Annotated in this window: 15 protein-coding genes; 13 read left to right on the top strand and 2 right to left on the bottom strand. The window is 62.9% G+C overall.

All coding sequences use genetic code 11. From position 1 onward, the window contains the following. Window positions 1-145 precede the first annotated feature (145 nt). The 12 genes from EFQ99_RS28805 (at window position 146) to EFQ99_RS28750 (ending at window position 11,963) form a co-directional block, all read left to right on the top strand. A complete protein-coding gene (locus EFQ99_RS28805) occupies window positions 146-859 on the top strand; it encodes a FadR/GntR family transcriptional regulator (protein ID WP_126924562.1) in 714 nt (237 codons plus the stop codon). A 21-nt stretch (window positions 860-880) separates the two neighbouring features. Next, window positions 881-1,711: an NAD-dependent epimerase/dehydratase family protein gene (locus tag EFQ99_RS28800; protein ID WP_126924561.1), complete on the top strand. Its 831-nt coding sequence runs from the start codon at window positions 881-883 to the stop codon at window positions 1,709-1,711. Beyond that, entirely contained in the window at window positions 1,708-2,583 is an 876-nt protein-coding gene (locus EFQ99_RS28795; protein ID WP_126924560.1) for an SMP-30/gluconolactonase/LRE family protein, read from the top strand. Before EFQ99_RS28800 ends, EFQ99_RS28795 begins: the two co-directional genes overlap by 4 nt. Window positions 2,584-2,618: 35 nt before the next feature. After that, entirely contained in the window at window positions 2,619-3,569 is a 951-nt protein-coding gene (locus tag EFQ99_RS28790) for a dihydrodipicolinate synthase family protein (protein ID WP_126924559.1), read from the top strand. Window positions 3,570-3,614: 45 nt separating this feature from the next. Next, the gene (locus EFQ99_RS28785; protein WP_126924558.1) at window positions 3,615-5,201 is read left to right on the top strand and encodes an ABC transporter substrate-binding protein; all 1,587 of its coding nucleotides are present in this window, start codon (window positions 3,615-3,617) and stop codon (window positions 5,199-5,201) included. 5 nt (window positions 5,202-5,206) lie between these two features. After that, window positions 5,207-6,304 carry an ABC transporter permease gene (locus tag EFQ99_RS28780; protein WP_126924557.1) on the top strand — a complete coding sequence of 366 codons (1,098 nt, stop codon included), beginning with the start codon at window positions 5,207-5,209 and terminating at the stop codon, window positions 6,302-6,304. Between the two features lie 4 nt (window positions 6,305-6,308). Continuing rightward, window positions 6,309-7,244: an ABC transporter permease gene (locus EFQ99_RS28775; RefSeq protein WP_126924556.1), complete on the top strand. Its 936-nt coding sequence runs from the start codon at window positions 6,309-6,311 to the stop codon at window positions 7,242-7,244. Then, a complete protein-coding gene (locus EFQ99_RS28770) occupies window positions 7,241-8,095 on the top strand; it encodes an ABC transporter ATP-binding protein (protein ID WP_126924555.1) in 855 nt (284 codons plus the stop codon). Before EFQ99_RS28775 ends, EFQ99_RS28770 begins: the two co-directional genes overlap by 4 nt. Next, on the top strand, window positions 8,092-8,838 hold the full coding sequence (locus EFQ99_RS28765; protein ID WP_126924554.1) for an ABC transporter ATP-binding protein: 747 nt from the start codon (window positions 8,092-8,094) through the stop codon (window positions 8,836-8,838). Before EFQ99_RS28770 ends, EFQ99_RS28765 begins: the two co-directional genes overlap by 4 nt. A gap of 103 nt (window positions 8,839-8,941) precedes the next feature. Further along, a complete protein-coding gene (locus EFQ99_RS28760) occupies window positions 8,942-9,370 on the top strand; it encodes a hypothetical protein (RefSeq protein ID WP_126924553.1) in 429 nt (142 codons plus the stop codon). A 279-nt stretch (window positions 9,371-9,649) separates the two neighbouring features. Next, entirely contained in the window at window positions 9,650-10,567 is a 918-nt protein-coding gene (locus EFQ99_RS28755) for a DMT family transporter (RefSeq protein ID WP_126924552.1), read from the top strand. Between the two features lie 403 nt (window positions 10,568-10,970). Further along, window positions 10,971-11,963: an Lnb N-terminal periplasmic domain-containing protein gene (locus EFQ99_RS28750; RefSeq protein ID WP_126924551.1), complete on the top strand. Its 993-nt coding sequence runs from the start codon at window positions 10,971-10,973 to the stop codon at window positions 11,961-11,963. A gap of 55 nt (window positions 11,964-12,018) precedes the next feature. Here the strand turns inward: EFQ99_RS28750 and EFQ99_RS28745 are convergent, their stop codons facing one another. Continuing rightward, the gene (locus tag EFQ99_RS28745; protein ID WP_126924550.1) at window positions 12,019-13,269 is read right to left on the bottom strand and encodes a DUF763 domain-containing protein; all 1,251 of its coding nucleotides are present in this window, start codon (window positions 13,267-13,269) and stop codon (window positions 12,019-12,021) included. Between the two features lie 105 nt (window positions 13,270-13,374). Between EFQ99_RS28745 and EFQ99_RS28740 the strand changes: the two genes are divergently transcribed. Beyond that, complete coding sequence (locus tag EFQ99_RS28740; RefSeq protein ID WP_126924549.1) at window positions 13,375-14,910, top strand: phospholipase D-like domain-containing protein; 1,536 nt, start codon at window positions 13,375-13,377, stop codon at window positions 14,908-14,910. Here the strand turns inward: EFQ99_RS28740 and EFQ99_RS28735 are convergent. Next, the gene (locus tag EFQ99_RS28735; RefSeq protein WP_126924548.1) at window positions 14,857-15,819 is read right to left on the bottom strand and encodes a lysylphosphatidylglycerol synthase domain-containing protein; all 963 of its coding nucleotides are present in this window, start codon (window positions 15,817-15,819) and stop codon (window positions 14,857-14,859) included. The two genes, EFQ99_RS28740 and EFQ99_RS28735, sit on opposite strands and share 54 nt — an antisense overlap. Between the last annotated feature and the right edge of the window lie 78 nt (window positions 15,820-15,897).

Here is a 15,897-nt window from a genome sequence, read left to right as displayed (position 1 = left end):
TAGATGCTGTCCACAGGCAACATCACAGCAGGTGACTGCATCGCGCCATGCTGGCGCAGGGTCGAGACGGCATATCTGGCTTCTGCTCGCCGGGCGAAGAGCCGATGGGGTGAATGGCCATGTGGCGGGAGAGAAAAGGACGAAAATGACGTTTGCAGTCGATGCCGTTTCGAACAGGGGCGCAACGCGCTTCAGCGACATCATCTACGAGAAGATCGTGGGGATGATCGCGGACGGCAAGTTTCCTGTGAACGAGCGGTTGCCGTCGGAGACGAAGCTCGCCGCCGATTTCGGCGCGTCGCGGCCCGTGGTGCGCGAGGCTCTGGAGAGGCTGAGAACCGACGGCCTCATCGTGTCGCGCAAGGGGTCCGGCTCCTACGTCAGGCAGCGGCCGGATTCGTCGATGCTGAAAATGGTTCCGGTCGGCTCGCTTGCGGATGTGCAGCGGTTCTTCGAGTTCCGCGCCGGCCTCGAGGCTGAGGCGGCGGAGCTTGCGGCGCGAAACTGGCAGCCAGCCGACAAGGAGCGGATCACGGCAGCGCTTCTCGCAATCGAGCAATGTCTGAAGAACGGCGAACTCGGCGCCGAGGAGGACCAGGCACTGCATGACGCGATTGCGATGGCGACGGGCAATCAGTTTCACATCACCGTGCGCGAATGGTTCAGGCTGCATTTCGCCATCGGCCATTCGGTGACGCGAAGCCTGAGCCTGAAGCGCACGCCGGAGCAGATCCGCAGCGTGCAGGACGAGCATGCGGTGATCGTGGAGGCGATCTTCGCGCGGCGGGAAACCGAAGCGCACGATGCGATGAAGAGACACATACTGAATGCGCGCGCCCGCATGTTCCAGGGCGTTTGAACGATGATGGGAGGACGGACGATGAGACGGATCGCTGTGACGGGTGCTGCCGGACGTGTCGGAACGCTGCTGCGCCCGCTCCTTCGACCCGATGTCGAGCACCTCCGCCTGATCGACATTCACGAACCCGCCGAACTGGCTGAAAACGAAAGCTTCGTCCAGGCCGATCTTGCCAACCTCGACGAGGCGACGGCCGCTCTCAACGGGATCGACGGCGTCATTCACCTTGCCGGCATCGCAAGCGGCATCGACATGAACGCGATATTGCAGGCGAATGTGCTTGGGACATACAATCTCTACGAGGCTGCCCGGATCAACGGGGTTGAGCGGATGGTCTATGCCTCGAGCAACCACACGACCGGCTTCTATCCGCGTGGCGAGGTCGTATCGCCGCTCGATCCGATGCGGCCGGATAGCCCCTACGGGCTTTCCAAATGCTGGGGCGAACTGGTGGCGGGGCTCTATTACGACACGTCAGGCATCCGCACGCTTTCCATCCGCATCGGCAATGCGGGCACCTATCCCAACAGCGAGCGGGCGATCGCGATCTGGATCAGCGCGCGGGATCTGGCGCAATTGGTTCGCATCGGGCTCACCCATCCGCTGATCGCCGCAACCGTCGTCTACGGCGTTTCCGATGCGGACGAGAAATGGTGGGACAACGATCTGGCGACGAGGCTCGGCTACCTCCCGCAAGACCGCCCGCGCGATCACGCCCGCATCGAGCAGGTTGCCGAGGGCCAGGTCGCCCTGACGTTCCAGGGCGGGGGGTTCTGCGAATACAATCACGACGGCGACATCCGCATGCGCGATGCCGAGGGGCTCGTCAAAGGCCTGGAGACGGTCTCGTGACGGCGCCGCGTATCATTGAGCCGAAGGTTCGTTCGGTGCTGGAGCAGCCGCTGACGGTCGGTGAATCGCCCGTTTGGGACGAAGAGACCGGCGCCCTATGGCTCGTCGATATCCTGGCGCCAGCGCTCGTCCGGATTTTGTGCGAAGGTAGAGTCAACCGTTTCGACATGCCGGCTGCGATCGGCTGCCTCGGCCTTTGCCGCGACAACAGGATCGTTGTCGGCCTCCAGACCGGCGTCCATCTCTTCGATCCCGTCTCCCGCCATCTCGAATTTCTCTCCGATCCGGTCGGGCGCGAGATCAATGGCCGCCTGAACGATGGAAAGGTCGGGCCCGACGGACACTTCTGGGTCGGCTCGATCAGCGAAGCCAAGCCGCAAACCGACGAGGCCGCACTGTACCGGGTGGGCGCCGATGGCAGCACGCGCACCGTGGCAACGGGACTGACGAGCTCCAATGGCCTTGCCTGGTCGCCGGATGGCCGGCGGATGTATCACTCCGACAGCCGGCAATGCTTCCTGCAGGCCTTCGATTTCGATCCTGAGACCGGCGCGCTGGGCGCCGCCCGCCGGCTGCGCAGCTTTACCGAAGAGCAGGGCCGCCCCGACGGAGCGACGACCGATCGCGACGGATTTTACTGGAGCGCCGGCGTCTCCGCCGGCCGTCTCAACCGCCTGTCGAGCGAAGGCGAAATCGTCGAGATCTTCATTCTGCCGGTCGCGGCACCGACCATGCCGTGTTTCGGAGGGCCTGACCTCAGCACCCTCTACGTCACGAGCCTGTCGACCGACCGCACCGGGCGTTTCGAAGCAGGCACGGTCATTGCCTTCGATGTCGATGCGGAGGGGCTGGCGCCCTTTCGCTTCGGCTGACGACCATCTGGAAGAAAAGCGAACGGGGGAGAACAATGAGCATCGCGATCATGCGCAAGGCGCTCACCGGCGTGTCGGGCGTTCCCGTCACCGCCTATGACGGAAAAGGCGAAGTCGAGCCTCAGATTACGGCGAAGGTCTATGCCCGGGTGGCGGCGGCAGGCATTCACAACATCGTCGCCGCTGGCAATACCGGGGAATTCTATGCCCTGACGCCGCAGGAAATCCGGATCGTCCACGAGGCGGCGGTGTCGGGTGTTGCCGGCCGGGCGCCGGTGACGGCGGCGATCGGCCGGTCGCTGCACGAGGCGATCGGCATGGCCAGGGATGCGGCGGCGATCGGCGCATCGGCGGTCATGTCGCATCAGCCCGTCGATCCATTCGCGGCGCCCTCGGCCCAGATCGACTATTTCTGCAATCTCGCCGATGCGTCCACCCTGCCGCTCGTTGCCTATGTCAGGGCCGAGGGTTTCACCGTCGCCGACATCGTTCGGCTGGCCAATCACGGCAACATTGCCGGCATCAAGTTCGCCACAACAGACCTGATGCTGCTGTCGCGTGCAATCCCCGCGGCCGATCCTGCCGGCGCGCTATTCGTCTGCGGCCTGGCGGAAAGCTGGGCGCCGACATTCACCGCAGCCGGCGCGCGCGGATTCACATCCGGCCTCGTCAACGTCGCGCCAAAACTCTCGCTTGCCGTCCACGACGCGCTTGAGAAAGGCGATTTCGCCGCGGCGAGAGCCATCGTCAACAAGCTCGAACCCTTCGAGCGGATGCGTACCAAATTCCGCAACGGCGCGAACGTGACCGTCGTCAAGGAGGCCGTCACCTATTCCGGCCTCGATGTCGGCCCCGTGCGCGTGCCGGGATTGCCGCGCCTCGATGAGCATGACCGCGAGGAACTGCATCGGCTGCTCCAGGGCTGGGAGGCCGAAGGCGATATTCAAACCACTGCAGACCAGCGGGACGCAAAGGCGGCCGGCTGAGTTCGACACTATTTTCCGCAAGCAACAGGATTGGGAGGTCTTGAGATGCTCAAGCAGCTATTGACGACGATCGCGATAACAGGCGCCCTGATGGCGGCGCAGCCCACCCTCGCGGCGTCGCCGCCCAACATGCTGGTCATCGGCACCAATCTCACCGGCATCAGAACGCTCGATCCGGCTCAGAACAATGCCCGCACGGTGTCTGAGCTGATCTCGAACCTCTACGACAACCTTGTGCAGCTGTCGCCTGATGATCTGAAAACACTGAAGCCGATGCTTGCGACGCAGTGGAGCGTCTCGCAGGATGGCAGGGTCATCACGTTGACCCTGCGTGACGACGCCGTCTTCCAGAGCGGCAACAAGGTCACAGCCGAAGATGCGGCCTGGTCGATCCAGCGCGTCATCAAGATGGGCCAGGTCGGCTCAACTGACGTCGCGCTCTGGGGCTTTAAGCCCGAGAATGTCGAGAAGCTGGTTCGGGCCAAGGACGACCACACGCTGGAGATCGAGCTGCCGCAGGCGGTCAATACCGACCTGGTGCTCTATTCGCTCGCCGGCTCGTCGCTCGGCATCGTCGACAAGAAGACGGTGCTGTCGCATGAGGCGAACGGCGATTTCGGCGGCGCCTGGCTTTCAGCCAATTCCGCCGGCAGCGGCCCGTTCAGTCTGGCGCAGTGGCGGCCGAACGATGTGGCGATCTTCAATGCGCAGCCGAAATACTGGGGCGGCAAGCCAGCCATGGCTCGTGTCGTTGCCCGCCATATCCCGGAATCCGGCAATCTCAGGCTTCAGCTAGAAGCCGGCGACGTCGATATCGGCCAGTATGTGGCAAGCGGCGATCTCGATGCGCTTTCCACCAACAAGGATATGGTCATCGACAACGTTCCGGGTCTCGGCTTCTACTATATCGCCCTCAACCAGAAAGATCCCGACCTGCAGAAGCCGAAGGTGCGTGAGGCCTTCCAGCACGCCTTCGACTGGAAGGCGATCTCCGGCAACATCATGCGCTATACCGGTTTTCCCTGGCAGTCGATGGTCCCGCGCGGCATGATCGGCGCTCCCGGCGAGGCTGCCGCCCACTACGATTACGATCCCGCCAAGGCCAAGCAGCTGCTGGCGGAGGCCGGATATCCCAACGGGCTGAAGAAGGTGCTCAATCCGTCGGGTGCGGCGACCCTGCCCTTCGCCGAAGCACTGCAGGCAAGTGCCCGGGCCGCCGGTCTCGATCTCGATCTCGTACCCGGCGAATTCACGCCCGCCTTCCGCGAGCGCAAATTCGAAGTGCTGCTCGGCAACTCCGGCGCCCGGCTGCCCGATCCCTTCGCCGTCGCCACGCAATATGCCTACAACCCCGACAACAGCGACGAGGCGCGCCTCGGCAGCTATTATCTCTGGCGTGCGGGCATGAAGGTGGACGAGCTCAACACGCTCATCGACCAGTCGATGAAGGAGCGCGACACGGAAAAGCGCAGCGACATCTTCAAGAAGATGGATGGCATCTACGCCGGCATGGCCTCGCCGCTCGTCATCTTCTTCCAGCGAACCGACCCATACGTCATGCGCGCCAATGTGAAGGGCTATCACGGGCATACGACCTGGTCGACGCGCTGGCATGACGTGACCAAGGAGTAGAGCGCGTGGCGAGCGCCGATCTGACATCGAAGGGGCAGGCAAGCCGCCGCTCTCGGGAGGGCGGGTTTGCCGATGCAGCCCCGCACCCTCTGCTGAGCCTGCTGCGGCGCCTGGCGGGACGCGTGGTGGCTGTCGTCACGACGCTGCTCGGCCTGCTCTTCCTGACCTTTTCGATGGGCCGCCTGCTGCCCGCCGACCCGGTGCTCGCCATCACCGGGGCGGAGGTCAGCAAGGAGGTCTATGATCGCGTCTATAACGAGCTGGGGCTCGGAGAACCGATCTGGATGCAATTCCTAGCCTATGTCGGGAAGATCGCGACGGGCGATCTCGGCACCTCGGCGACGACGGGCCAGCCGATCCTCACCGATCTCATGACGATCTTTCCGGCGACGATCGAGCTTGCGGTCATCGCCATGATCATCGGCGCGATCATCGGCATCCCCTTGGGTATCACGGCTGCGGTCAGGCGCGGAACCATTATCGACCACATCGCCCGCATCGTTGCCCTTGCCGGCCATTCCATTCCGATTTTCTGGACCGGACTGATGGCGCTCTTCGTCTTCTATGCGAAGCTGAAGCTCGTCGGCGCATCCGGCCGGATCGACGTCTTCTACGAAGGCCTGGTCACGCCGATGACCGGGTTTCTGCTGATCGATGCGGCGATCCAGGGCCAATGGGATGTGTTTTATAACGCGCTCGGCCATATCATCCTGCCGGCGGCGATCCTCGGCTATTATTCCGTCGCCTATATCAGCCGCATGTCGCGGAGCTTCATGCTGGAGCAGCTGAGCCAGGAATACATCATCACCGCCCGGGCAAAAGGGCTCGGCACCCGCAAGGTCGTCTGGCGCCATGCCTTCAGGAATATCCGTGTGCAGCTGCTGACGATCCTGGCGCTGACCTTCGGCGGGCTGCTCGAAGGGGCGGTGCTGATCGAGACGGTTTTCGGCTGGCCGGGGCTCGGCCAATACCTCACCCGCGGGCTGCAGATGAACGACATGAACGTCGTGATGGGCTCGGTGCTGACGATCGGCGCCGTCTTCCTGACGATTAACATCCTGTCTGATGTCCTCTATCGCATCCTTGATCCGAGAACACGGTGACGCCATGACGATCTCCACCGAAGACGCAGACAGCATCCAGGCCGGCGGCTTTCGCAAATGGCTGCTGGCGCCGGAGCCTCAGGGGTGGTTTCAGTCCTCAGTGCAGCAGGTCCATCAGGGCTGGTTGAAGTTCAGCCTGCACCCGCTCGGCCTTGCCGGACTTGCCATCATCCTGCTCCTGATCGTGGTGGCGACGGCTGCCCCCTTGCTCACCAGCTACGATCCGATCGTTCAGGATATGGCCGGGCGGCTTGCGCCACCCTCGGCCGATCATTGGCTCGGCACCGACAATTTCGGCCGCGACGTCTTCTCCCGGGTGATCTACGGCGCCCGCACGACGCTCTATATCATCATGCTCGTGACGATCATCGTCGCTCCCCTCGGCCTACTGATCGGCACCTTCTCGGGCTATTTCGGCGGCATCGTCGACGAGATCCTGATGCGCGTCACCGATATCTTCCTCTCCTTCCCCGGGCTGGTGCTGGCGCTTGGTTTTGCCGCCGCCCTCGGCCCCGGCATCACCAATGCGATCATCGCCATTTCGCTGACGGCCTGGCCGCCGATCGCGCGGCTGGCGCGCGCCGAGACGCTCAGCCTGCGCAAGGCCGATTACATCGCCGCCGTGCGCCTGCAGGGTGCGACCTCGATCGCGATCATCACCCGCCACATCCTGCCGATGTGCATTCCCTCGGTGATCGTCCGCGTCACGCTCAACATGGCAGGCATCATCATCACCGCCGCCGGCCTCGGCTTTCTTGGCCTCGGCGCGCAGCCGCCATGGCCGGAATGGGGCTCGATGGCCGCCAGCGGGCGCGAGTTCATGCTCGACAGCCCCTGGGTGATCGCCGCACCGGGCATCGCCATCGCGCTCGTCAGCCTCGCCTTCAACCTTGTCGGCGATGCGCTTCGTGACGTCCTCGATCCCAGGGGGGCGGAATGACCGGGCTGATCGATATTCAAAACCTCGAAATCGCCTTCGGCGGCGGCCAGGTGCGGGCCGTGCGCGGCGTGAGCTTTACGCTCGGGCAGGAAAAACTCGGCATCGTCGGCGAATCCGGATCGGGCAAGTCGACCGTCGGCCGCGCGATCATGAAGCTCCTGCCGCCGACGGCACAGGTCAGCGCCGAGCGGATGCACTTTCGCGACGTCGACCTGCTCAAGGCGAACGAGAAGACGATGATGACGATCCGGGGACGGCGGATCGGGCTCATCCTGCAGGACCCGAAATATTCGCTCAATCCGGTCATGCGGATCGGCGAGCAGATCGCCGAGACCTATAGCCTCCACCATCCCAAGGCGAGCGCCAGGAAAGCTCACGGTCAGGCCCTCGACATGCTCGAAGCCGTCAAGATCCGCGATCCCGAGCGTGTCGCCCGCCTCTATCCGCATGAAATATCGGGCGGGATGGGCCAGCGCGTCATGATCGCCATGATGCTGATCGCCGAGCCCGAAGTGCTGATCGCCGACGAGCCGACCTCGGCACTCGACGTGACGGTGAGGCTCGAAATCCTGGCTTTGCTCGATGAACTCGTTTCCCGCCGCAATCTCGGCCTGATCTTCATCAGCCACGACCTCAACCTCATCCGCAATTTCTGCGATCGCGTCCTCATCATGTATGCGGGCCGCGTCGTGGAGGTGATCGAGGCGCGTGATCTCGACAAGGCGCGGCACCCTTATACGCAAGGGCTGCTGGCGTCGCTACCGAGGATTGAGGATCCGCCCGCCCGGCTGCCTATCCTGAAGCGTGACCCTGCCTGGCTCGACGATTTCGCATTGGAGCTGCCGCGATGATCAGCATCGACAATCTCACCATCCGTTTCGGGCATGGCCAAAGGCCTGTCGTCAGAGACGTCAATCTCGCCGTCGAGAGCGGCACGGCCTTCGGCCTGGTCGGCGAATCCGGCTGCGGCAAGTCCACGGTTCTCCGGGCGCTTTCCGGCCTCAACGCCAATTACGACGGGCAGATCGCGCTTAACGGCGAGACGCTGGACCGCCATCGCGGCCGGCCGTTCTTCCGCCGGGTGCAGATGGTGTTCCAGGACCCCTACGGATCGCTTCATCCCCGCAAGACCATCCGCTCGCAGTTGCAGGAACCGCTGCGCAATCAGGGGCTGGACAGGAACTCCGTCGACGTAAATGCCGTGCTGAGATCGGTCGGTCTCGATCCGGCGTTGAGCTACCGATTTCCGCACCAGCTCTCCGGCGGGCAGCGGCAGCGCGTGGCGATCGCCCGCGCCCTGATGCTGAACCCCGACGTCCTGCTGCTCGACGAACCGACGTCGGCGCTCGACGTCTCGGTCCAGGCCGAAATCCTCAATCTGCTCCAAGACCTGCGCAAGGAGCGCGGCCTCACTTACCTTCTCGTCAGCCACGACCTCGCTGTCGTCTCCCACATGTGCAGCCGCGTCGCCATCATGGAAGCCGGCGAAATCGTCGAACAGGTCGATATCGACGCCTTGCGAAAAGGCGCGGTCGAACATCCCTATTCGCAGCGCCTGCTGCGGGCGAGCCGGATGTATGGGAAGGCGTCGTAAGAATGGTGGCCTCCGCGCCTTTGGCGTTTTGGCTCCCCACTCTCGGATTTATGATAACGGCTCCACGCGCCGTTGCCGCTGTAATTCAATTCATGATAACGTCTTGCATCGTGAATTGAGGTTGCCGCCGTCGATGCGGTTTTTCTTTCCATATTTTCCAGCCGAATTCGAAATTCCAGATGACTGGTGGACTGATGCCGGCATGGCAGGCTTCATGCCATCGGCGCCGACCTACTTAGCGGAGGATGCAGCCTCTTGCGCGATCTCGCTACGGGACATTGCGCCGCCTTTTCGTAATGCGACGACGCCAAAGGATTTCCGTGGGTTTGACCGCGTGCGCATGGTCAGCGTGTTGACTGCCATTTCCAATGGCACATCGTTGCCGCCGGTGAGCCTGATTGCAATTCCGAAGTTCGACGCTCTCTATAGGCCCTACACCTTTGGCCTGCTGGACGGCATGCATCGCTTCTTCGGCTCAATCGCCGCAGGCTTTGATGCAATTCCGTCCACGATGCGCGAGCCCTTCCAATGAAAGAGCCAACCATCATTAATGCCGAAACACCGCTGCCGGCATTGGTCGCCAGCACCGGCGCACGGCATATCGCTAGAATTCTTCACCTCCCAGATCCGCAACCCGAACACGAGGCGGGCCCAGGCGCGATCCCTGGGCCGCCGTCCCTTCTGATCATTCGGCCCTAACCCAAAGCAGTCGGAATGCATTTCAGCATCATCGAATGCTTGACATCGGCCATCTTAAAGCCGAAGCCGCACTCGGCCGCGCATGCGCGGCCGTTTTTGCGAGGATTCGGGAATGAAGACCAAGACGGCCGTCGCCACAACGGGAAACCTGATCCTGACGGGCGTCCTGCTCATGCTGCTCGGCGATCTGCTCTTTGCGCTGAACGATGCGATGGGCAAGTGGCTGGTGGCGAGCTTTGCCGTCGGCCAGGTGCTGGTGATCCGCTCGGTCGGGGCCTTCATCGTGCTCGGACCGATGATCGCGCGGCAAGGGCCGATGGCCTTGTTCCGCGTCGAGCAGAAGGGGCTGCAGTTCATGCGGGTCGCCATGGCGACCGGCGATGTCGCTCTGTTCTACGCGGCCGTCGCCTATCTGCCGCTCGCCGACGTCATGACCTTCTACATGGCCGGGCCGATCTACATCGCAGCACTCTCGCATTTCTTTCTCGGCGAAAAGATCGGCTGGCGCCGGTGGCTCGCCGTTCTCGTCGGCTTCGCCGGCGTCGTCATCGCGCTGCGTCCATCCACGGCGATGTTCTCGCTTCCGTCGCTCTTCGGCCTTGCCGGCAGCTTCGCCTTCGCGCTGTCGCTTGTCATGAGCCGCTATCTGCGCTCAACCAGCGACACGACGCTCGTCACATGGCAGACGATCGCTGCCCTTGCCACCGGCATCGTGCTCAGCATCGGCCACTGGCAGCCGGCAACATCCATCGATTGGTCCGGCATGCTGCTGCTCGGCGTCGTCGCGACCTGCGCACATCTGCTCATCACCCGCTCGCTGAAGCTCGCCCCGGCATCGCTACTGGCGCCGCTGCAATATACGCTGCTGCTTTGGGCGATCATCCTCGGCTACATCTTCTTCAACGACATTCCAGACACGCAGCTCATCATCGGCGCGGCAATCATCGTCTTTGCCGGCCTGTTCATCTTCCATCGGAAGAATTTGAAGGAAACGGTTCCGGCCGAAGCCGTGCCGCCAGACGGGCATTGAGAGACGAGCCGGATCGGCATTCAGGAATGCGGTCTTGCCGGGAAGGATCATCTCTTGCTGGCGCCGCGCCGACGGGCACGAACAAACCGCGCCCCGGATATATTCGACTGCCGTCCGCGCGTAAGACTCTTTGCGTTTTGTCCGCTGCGGACTGGACAAGCGTCCTCAGTTGAAGACAGATTGTTCGCCATCCCGCCCGTCGCGGGAGCCAGACTATCCCGAGCATCGACAACGCGTCTCCGGATAAAGACGCCGTCTCGGCCCTCGTCACATGTCTGGAACATCGAAATCATCGATTGACCTTCAACAAGGATGGGAAGGCGTCATGAGTTTCAACAACAGCCAAAGTGCGTCAAGATCTGCGGGGCGCGGGCGGCGGCAAGCGCCCCTCCCCGTTCGGATAATGTTTCGGGCTGCAAAGGCTGTCTTCGGCTTGGCGTTTCTGCTGGCGACCTTATGGGCCTCTCTCGCGCTATTCTACCGTCTGCCGGTTTCCCCGCCGATAGGAGGGGTCGCGGCAGGAGTCCTCGCGCTGGTCGGCGTTGCCGCGGTAATTTCCATGATCTGGAAGCCGCGGCTCGTTGTTATCCTTCCTTTCGTCCTATGCTTTGTCGGCATCGTCGCGTGGTGGAACTCGATCGAGCCCCCCGTCACAGCCAACTGGGCAGGAGACGTCGCCAGGCAGGTGACAGGGACGGTCGACGGCAACATCCTCACGCTGACCGACGTCAGAAATTTTGCCTGGAAAACGGATGGCGGTTTTGTGGAGAAATGGGAAACGCGCACCTACGACCTGAACAAGCTCAGGAGCCTCGATTTGTTCATGTCCTATTGGGCGGGGCCGGAAATGGCACACATGATCCTGAGTTTCGGGTTCGATGACGATCAATACCTGGCATGGTCGATTGAGGTGCGCAGAACCGCCGGGGGTAAATTCTCTCCGGTCGGCGACCTCTTCAAAAGCAATCCCCTCGTCATCATCGCCGCTGCCGAAAGCGATGTCATTCGTGTCCGATCCGACATACGCGGCGAGGACGTCCAGCTCTTTCGCATGCGAGTTCCGCCGGCCAATGCCGCACGGCTTCTCCTGCAATATGTGAGCGATGCGAACGCGCTCGCCGAACACCCGCGCTTCTACAACTCGCTCACCACCAACTGCACCACGACTGCCGCCAAAATGATGCGAGCCGTCGGAGCAACATTTCCGTTCGATTGGCGGCTGATCGTCAACGGTTACCTTCCGGAATTCGCCTATGACCGGAAAGCGCTCGACATGCAGCTGCCTTTTGAGGAGCTGAAAGCGGCGTCGCATATCGCCGCACGGGCAAAAGGTGCCGGCGCCTCCGGGGATTTTTCGAAAGCAATCCGTGAGGGCGTGCCTTCACCGCTTGATTGAAGGGCGCATCGGCCCCCTGTCGCGCAAAACTGCCGTGCAGTTTTCCGCGACATGCTCAATTCTCATCCGCCGGCGGCGGTTCCCAGCCGAAGACGCTGCGGCCGCCGAGGTCGGCGGATTGGCGGAATTCGCCGGCGATGATTTCCTTGAGGTCGGGGCCGGTGACGTAGCGTTCCATCTGGCGGGACTGTTCGTCCAAGCGCTTCAGCGCCTGCAGCTCCTCCTCAAGGCCGAGCTTGCCCTTGCGGACCGCCGATTTCATCACGCCGATCGTCTCGTCATAGACCTTGAGCGGAACAGGAAAGGGATGGCGGTCCTTGCCGCCATGGGCGATCGAGAAGCGCGCCGGATCGGAAAACCGGCAGGGCGCGCCATGGACAACTTCCGCCACCATTGCCAGCGCCTTCACCGTGCGGGCGCCGACACCGGGAACGAGCAGCAGCTCCTGGAAATCCGCCGGCCCGCGATCGGCGGCGGCGGCCAGATTTCCGTGCAGGCGCCGCATGTTGACGTCGCTCTCGCGTACGTCGTGATGGGCGGGCATGATGAGATGCGGCAGCATCGGCTGTTCGGCGGGCTCCGGTGCCGGCTCTTCGGCGCGCAGCAATGCCGCGGCCTCGCGGATGATCCGGTCAGGCCCGAGGGTCGCCAGCAGATCCAGCTGGCCGCGCCGCGAGCGCTCGGCGTGCCGGTCGGCAAGATTGACGATTTCGCCCTGGCTGCGTCCTTCGATCGCTGCATGCGGCGAGTCGACGAAGCTTTCCAGCCCCTCCGACAGCCAATGATACCGCCGCGCCTGCCGCCGGTCGCCGTTCATGCCTTGCTGCACCACCACCCAATGGCCGTCGTCGGCAACGATGAAACCGTGAAGATAGAGATCGAACCCATCCTGAAGGGCGGCGCTGTCGACCTTGGCGATGAGCCGGCTCGTTGTCGCCAGCCCCTCCCCGTCAAGACCGACGCGCTCGCCGATCAAGGCAAGCTCCTGCGGGGTCTTGCGCGAATGCGCGCCACGGCCGCCGCAGACATGCAGGCCGAGTTCGCCGGCGCGCGGCGTCAACCCGCGCTTCAGCGCGCCGAGAACGCTTGTCGTAATCCCGGAGGAATGCCAGTCCATGCCCATGACCGCGCCGAAGGACTGGAACCAGAAAGGGTGAGCGAGCCGGCGCAGGAATTCGTCACGGCCGTAGTGATGGACGATCGCCTCGGTGATCAGCGTCCCGAGCCGCGTCATCCGGTCGCCGAGCCAATGCGGCACGCGTCCCCCGTGAAGGGGAAGATCGGCGCTGCCTGCACGTTGTGACATTTCTCTTCCTACACTGTCTTCGCCCGGCGCCTTTTCGACAGCAGCCGTGTTGGGAACCCGGTTAAATTTCAGGCGTTTGCTATCAGTCAAACGGCCGAGGCAAACATGACCGCATTCGAAACCCTATTCAATCAACCGTACCTGACCCGAACAAAAGCGCAACATCCGGGCGGCGAAAAAGAGGGAAGTCCGGCATTGCGGCTCCAGGGACGCGCGGAAAAGGCCGCCTTTCTGATCAACGGCAATAAATATTTCGCCGAGGTCTCGCGGACGCTGCGGCAGGCGCGGCGCACGATCTGGATCGTCGGTTGGGATTTCAATCCCGACATCCTGATGGAACCCGATAAATCCGACGAAACATTGGCCGACCTGCTGCATGGCCTGGCTGCGGAAAATCCCGCGCTCGAAATACGCATCCTCATCTGGGCGCTCGGGCCGATCTATTCGGAAAAATCCCTGCAGGTGCTTCGCAAGAAGAATTTTCCCAAGAACGCCAGGATCGATCTGCGGTTCGATCTGCAGGGCGCGCTCCGCGGCTGCCACCACCAGAAACTCGTCTGCATCGACGATGCCGTCGCCTTCATCGGCGGCATGGACCTGACGTCGCGGCGGTGGGATACGCGGCGCCATCGCGCGAGCGACAGGCTGCGGCGCGACCCTGAGGGCGTCTCCTATGATCCGCTGCACGACGTTCAGGCGATGGTCACGGGCGAGGCCGCCCGCCTGATCGGCGATATCGCCAGGCAGCGCTGGGAAACCGCCACCGGCGAAAGCCATGGGCCGCTTGCCGGGAGCATGCCATTCGCCTGGCCGGCCGATCTTGCGGTTTCGCTGCGCGATGTCCCGACCAGCTTCATCCTGACAGAGCCGGCGACCACGTTGCGCGCCGGCATCAGCGACGGGATCGCCTCGACTCTGGACATCATCTCCAAAGCCCGGCACCAGCTTTATATCGAGGCGCAATATCTCGCCTCCTTCCGCGTCGCCGATGCCATTGCCGCGCGGTTACAAGAGGAGGATGGCCCCGAGGTCGTCATTATCTGCACGCGCAGCTCTCACGGGCTGATCGAAAAGGTGGTCATGGGTGGCAATCGCGATCGTGTCATCCGCCGCCTCAAACGCGCCGATCGCGCAAGCCGCCTGCGGGTCTGCTATCCCGTCGTGCCCGGGCCGCCAATGCCCCCGCCGACAGTGCCCGGGCCGGTACAGGGAAAGGGCAGCGAGGTCGAGGTGCTTATCCATTCCAAACTGATGATCGCCGACGACGAACTCGTCCGCATCGGCTCCTCCAATCTCAATAATCGCTCGGAAGGGCTTGATTCGGAATGCGATCTGCTGTTCGAGGCCGAAAACGGCGCGCATCGCCAGGCGATCGCAGAACTGCGCAACCATCTGCTTTCGGAATATCTCGGAACATCAACCGAGACCTTTGCTGCGGCCTATGCGCAAAGCGGCTCGATGATCCAGGCGATCGAGGCGCTGAACGATGGGGCTCGTGGCCTCAGGGAATTCACGGTCGAGCTTTCGGGCAGCATCTCGCCGGTCCGAGGCACCGCAATCTTCGATCCGGCCCGGCCGTTCCTGCCCCTACACCGACTGGGCCTCGGCGCGCTCGTCCGCCTCTTCGCCCGGACTGCGTGAGCCCCGCCGGAGGACAATTTCGCTGATGAGGAGAAGGAGCGAGCCGAACGCCAGCGGAATGAAAAAATAGGCGCAGCGGAATGCGATCAGCGCGCCGATCGACGCCTCCTTCGGCACCGCATAGGAAACGGTCGCCTCCAGCACGCCGAGCCCGCCCGGAACATGCGTGGCGAGGATCGCCGAATTGGCAAGCACGTAGGCCGTCACCGACCGGAAGAAGGCGACGTCGCCGAAGGCCGCAAGCATGTGGTGCAGGCAGGCGGAAACCAGAATGAAATTGATCGTCCCGACGACCACTTGCGCGACCGCGATCGAAAATCTCGGCAACTGAAACGACCAGCGCCACAGCGACAGCTTGCCGCGGACGAAAAACGCCAGGCTCACATAGACGATCGGCACGACCAGAGCCGAAAACCCGAAGAGGCGGGCGCCCGCCCGATCGATGCGCAGCACGCGCGCGGCATCGTCAGGATTGACGATCAGCGCAAGGCCGCCGAGCGTGATCAGCCCGAGGCCCACAGTCACACCGCAGAACAGGATGATCTTCGCCACGTCCTCGGCCGTTAGTCCCCAGCGCGAATAGTAGCGATAACGGAAGGCGCCGCTGCTCAAGCCGGCAAAGCCGATATTGTGGCCAAGCGAAAGGCTGACGAAGGACGCCAGCACGATCTTCCGGTAAGGCAAGGATTTGCCGAGCGATCGGATCGCCAGCAGATCGAAGCAGCTGAGGCAGAGATACGATGCCGCTGCGAAGACAAGCGCTGTGCAGAAAGTCGAAATCGGGATGCTGCGAACCGATCGAACGATTTCGTCCAGGCTATATTGCTGGAAGATCCGGTAGAGCAGAAAGCCGGCAAGACAAAGGGCGGCAACGAACAACCCATTCCAGATTATGCTTTTCCAACGCATCGATCATCCCCCGAAAGCGCCGCCGCTGCGGCATGCTCTTCCGGAACGATTGAACGAGTTCCGTGTTCCCGGGGAAGC

The organism is Rhizobium vallis (genome assembly GCF_003985155.1).
Classification (GTDB): Bacteria; Pseudomonadota; Alphaproteobacteria; order Rhizobiales; family Rhizobiaceae; genus Rhizobium; species Rhizobium vallis.
The sequence above is the reverse complement of the archived record's forward strand: the minus strand, read 5'-3'. Positions and strand labels throughout refer to the sequence as shown.

Coding starts and splice junctions, on each gene's coding strand:
- EFQ99_RS28805 (WP_126924562.1), top strand. CDS start 146: ATGACGTTTGCAGTCGATGCCGTTTCGAACAGGGGCGCAACGCGCTTC.
- EFQ99_RS28800 (WP_126924561.1), top strand. CDS start 881: ATGAGACGGATCGCTGTGACGGGTGCTGCCGGACGTGTCGGAACGCTG.
- EFQ99_RS28790 (WP_126924559.1), top strand. CDS start 2,619: ATGAGCATCGCGATCATGCGCAAGGCGCTCACCGGCGTGTCGGGCGTT.
- EFQ99_RS28785 (WP_126924558.1), top strand. CDS start 3,615: ATGCTCAAGCAGCTATTGACGACGATCGCGATAACAGGCGCCCTGATG.
- EFQ99_RS28775 (WP_126924556.1), top strand. CDS start 6,309: ATGACGATCTCCACCGAAGACGCAGACAGCATCCAGGCCGGCGGCTTT.
- EFQ99_RS28770 (WP_126924555.1), top strand. CDS start 7,241: ATGACCGGGCTGATCGATATTCAAAACCTCGAAATCGCCTTCGGCGGC.
- EFQ99_RS28765 (WP_126924554.1), top strand. CDS start 8,092: ATGATCAGCATCGACAATCTCACCATCCGTTTCGGGCATGGCCAAAGG.
- EFQ99_RS28755 (WP_126924552.1), top strand. CDS start 9,650: ATGAAGACCAAGACGGCCGTCGCCACAACGGGAAACCTGATCCTGACG.
- EFQ99_RS28750 (WP_126924551.1), top strand. CDS start 10,971: ATGTTTCGGGCTGCAAAGGCTGTCTTCGGCTTGGCGTTTCTGCTGGCG.
- EFQ99_RS28745 (WP_126924550.1), bottom strand. CDS start 13,269: ATGTCACAACGTGCAGGCAGCGCCGATCTTCCCCTTCACGGGGGACGC.
- EFQ99_RS28740 (WP_126924549.1), top strand. CDS start 13,375: ATGACCGCATTCGAAACCCTATTCAATCAACCGTACCTGACCCGAACA.
- EFQ99_RS28735 (WP_126924548.1), bottom strand. CDS start 15,819: ATGCGTTGGAAAAGCATAATCTGGAATGGGTTGTTCGTTGCCGCCCTT.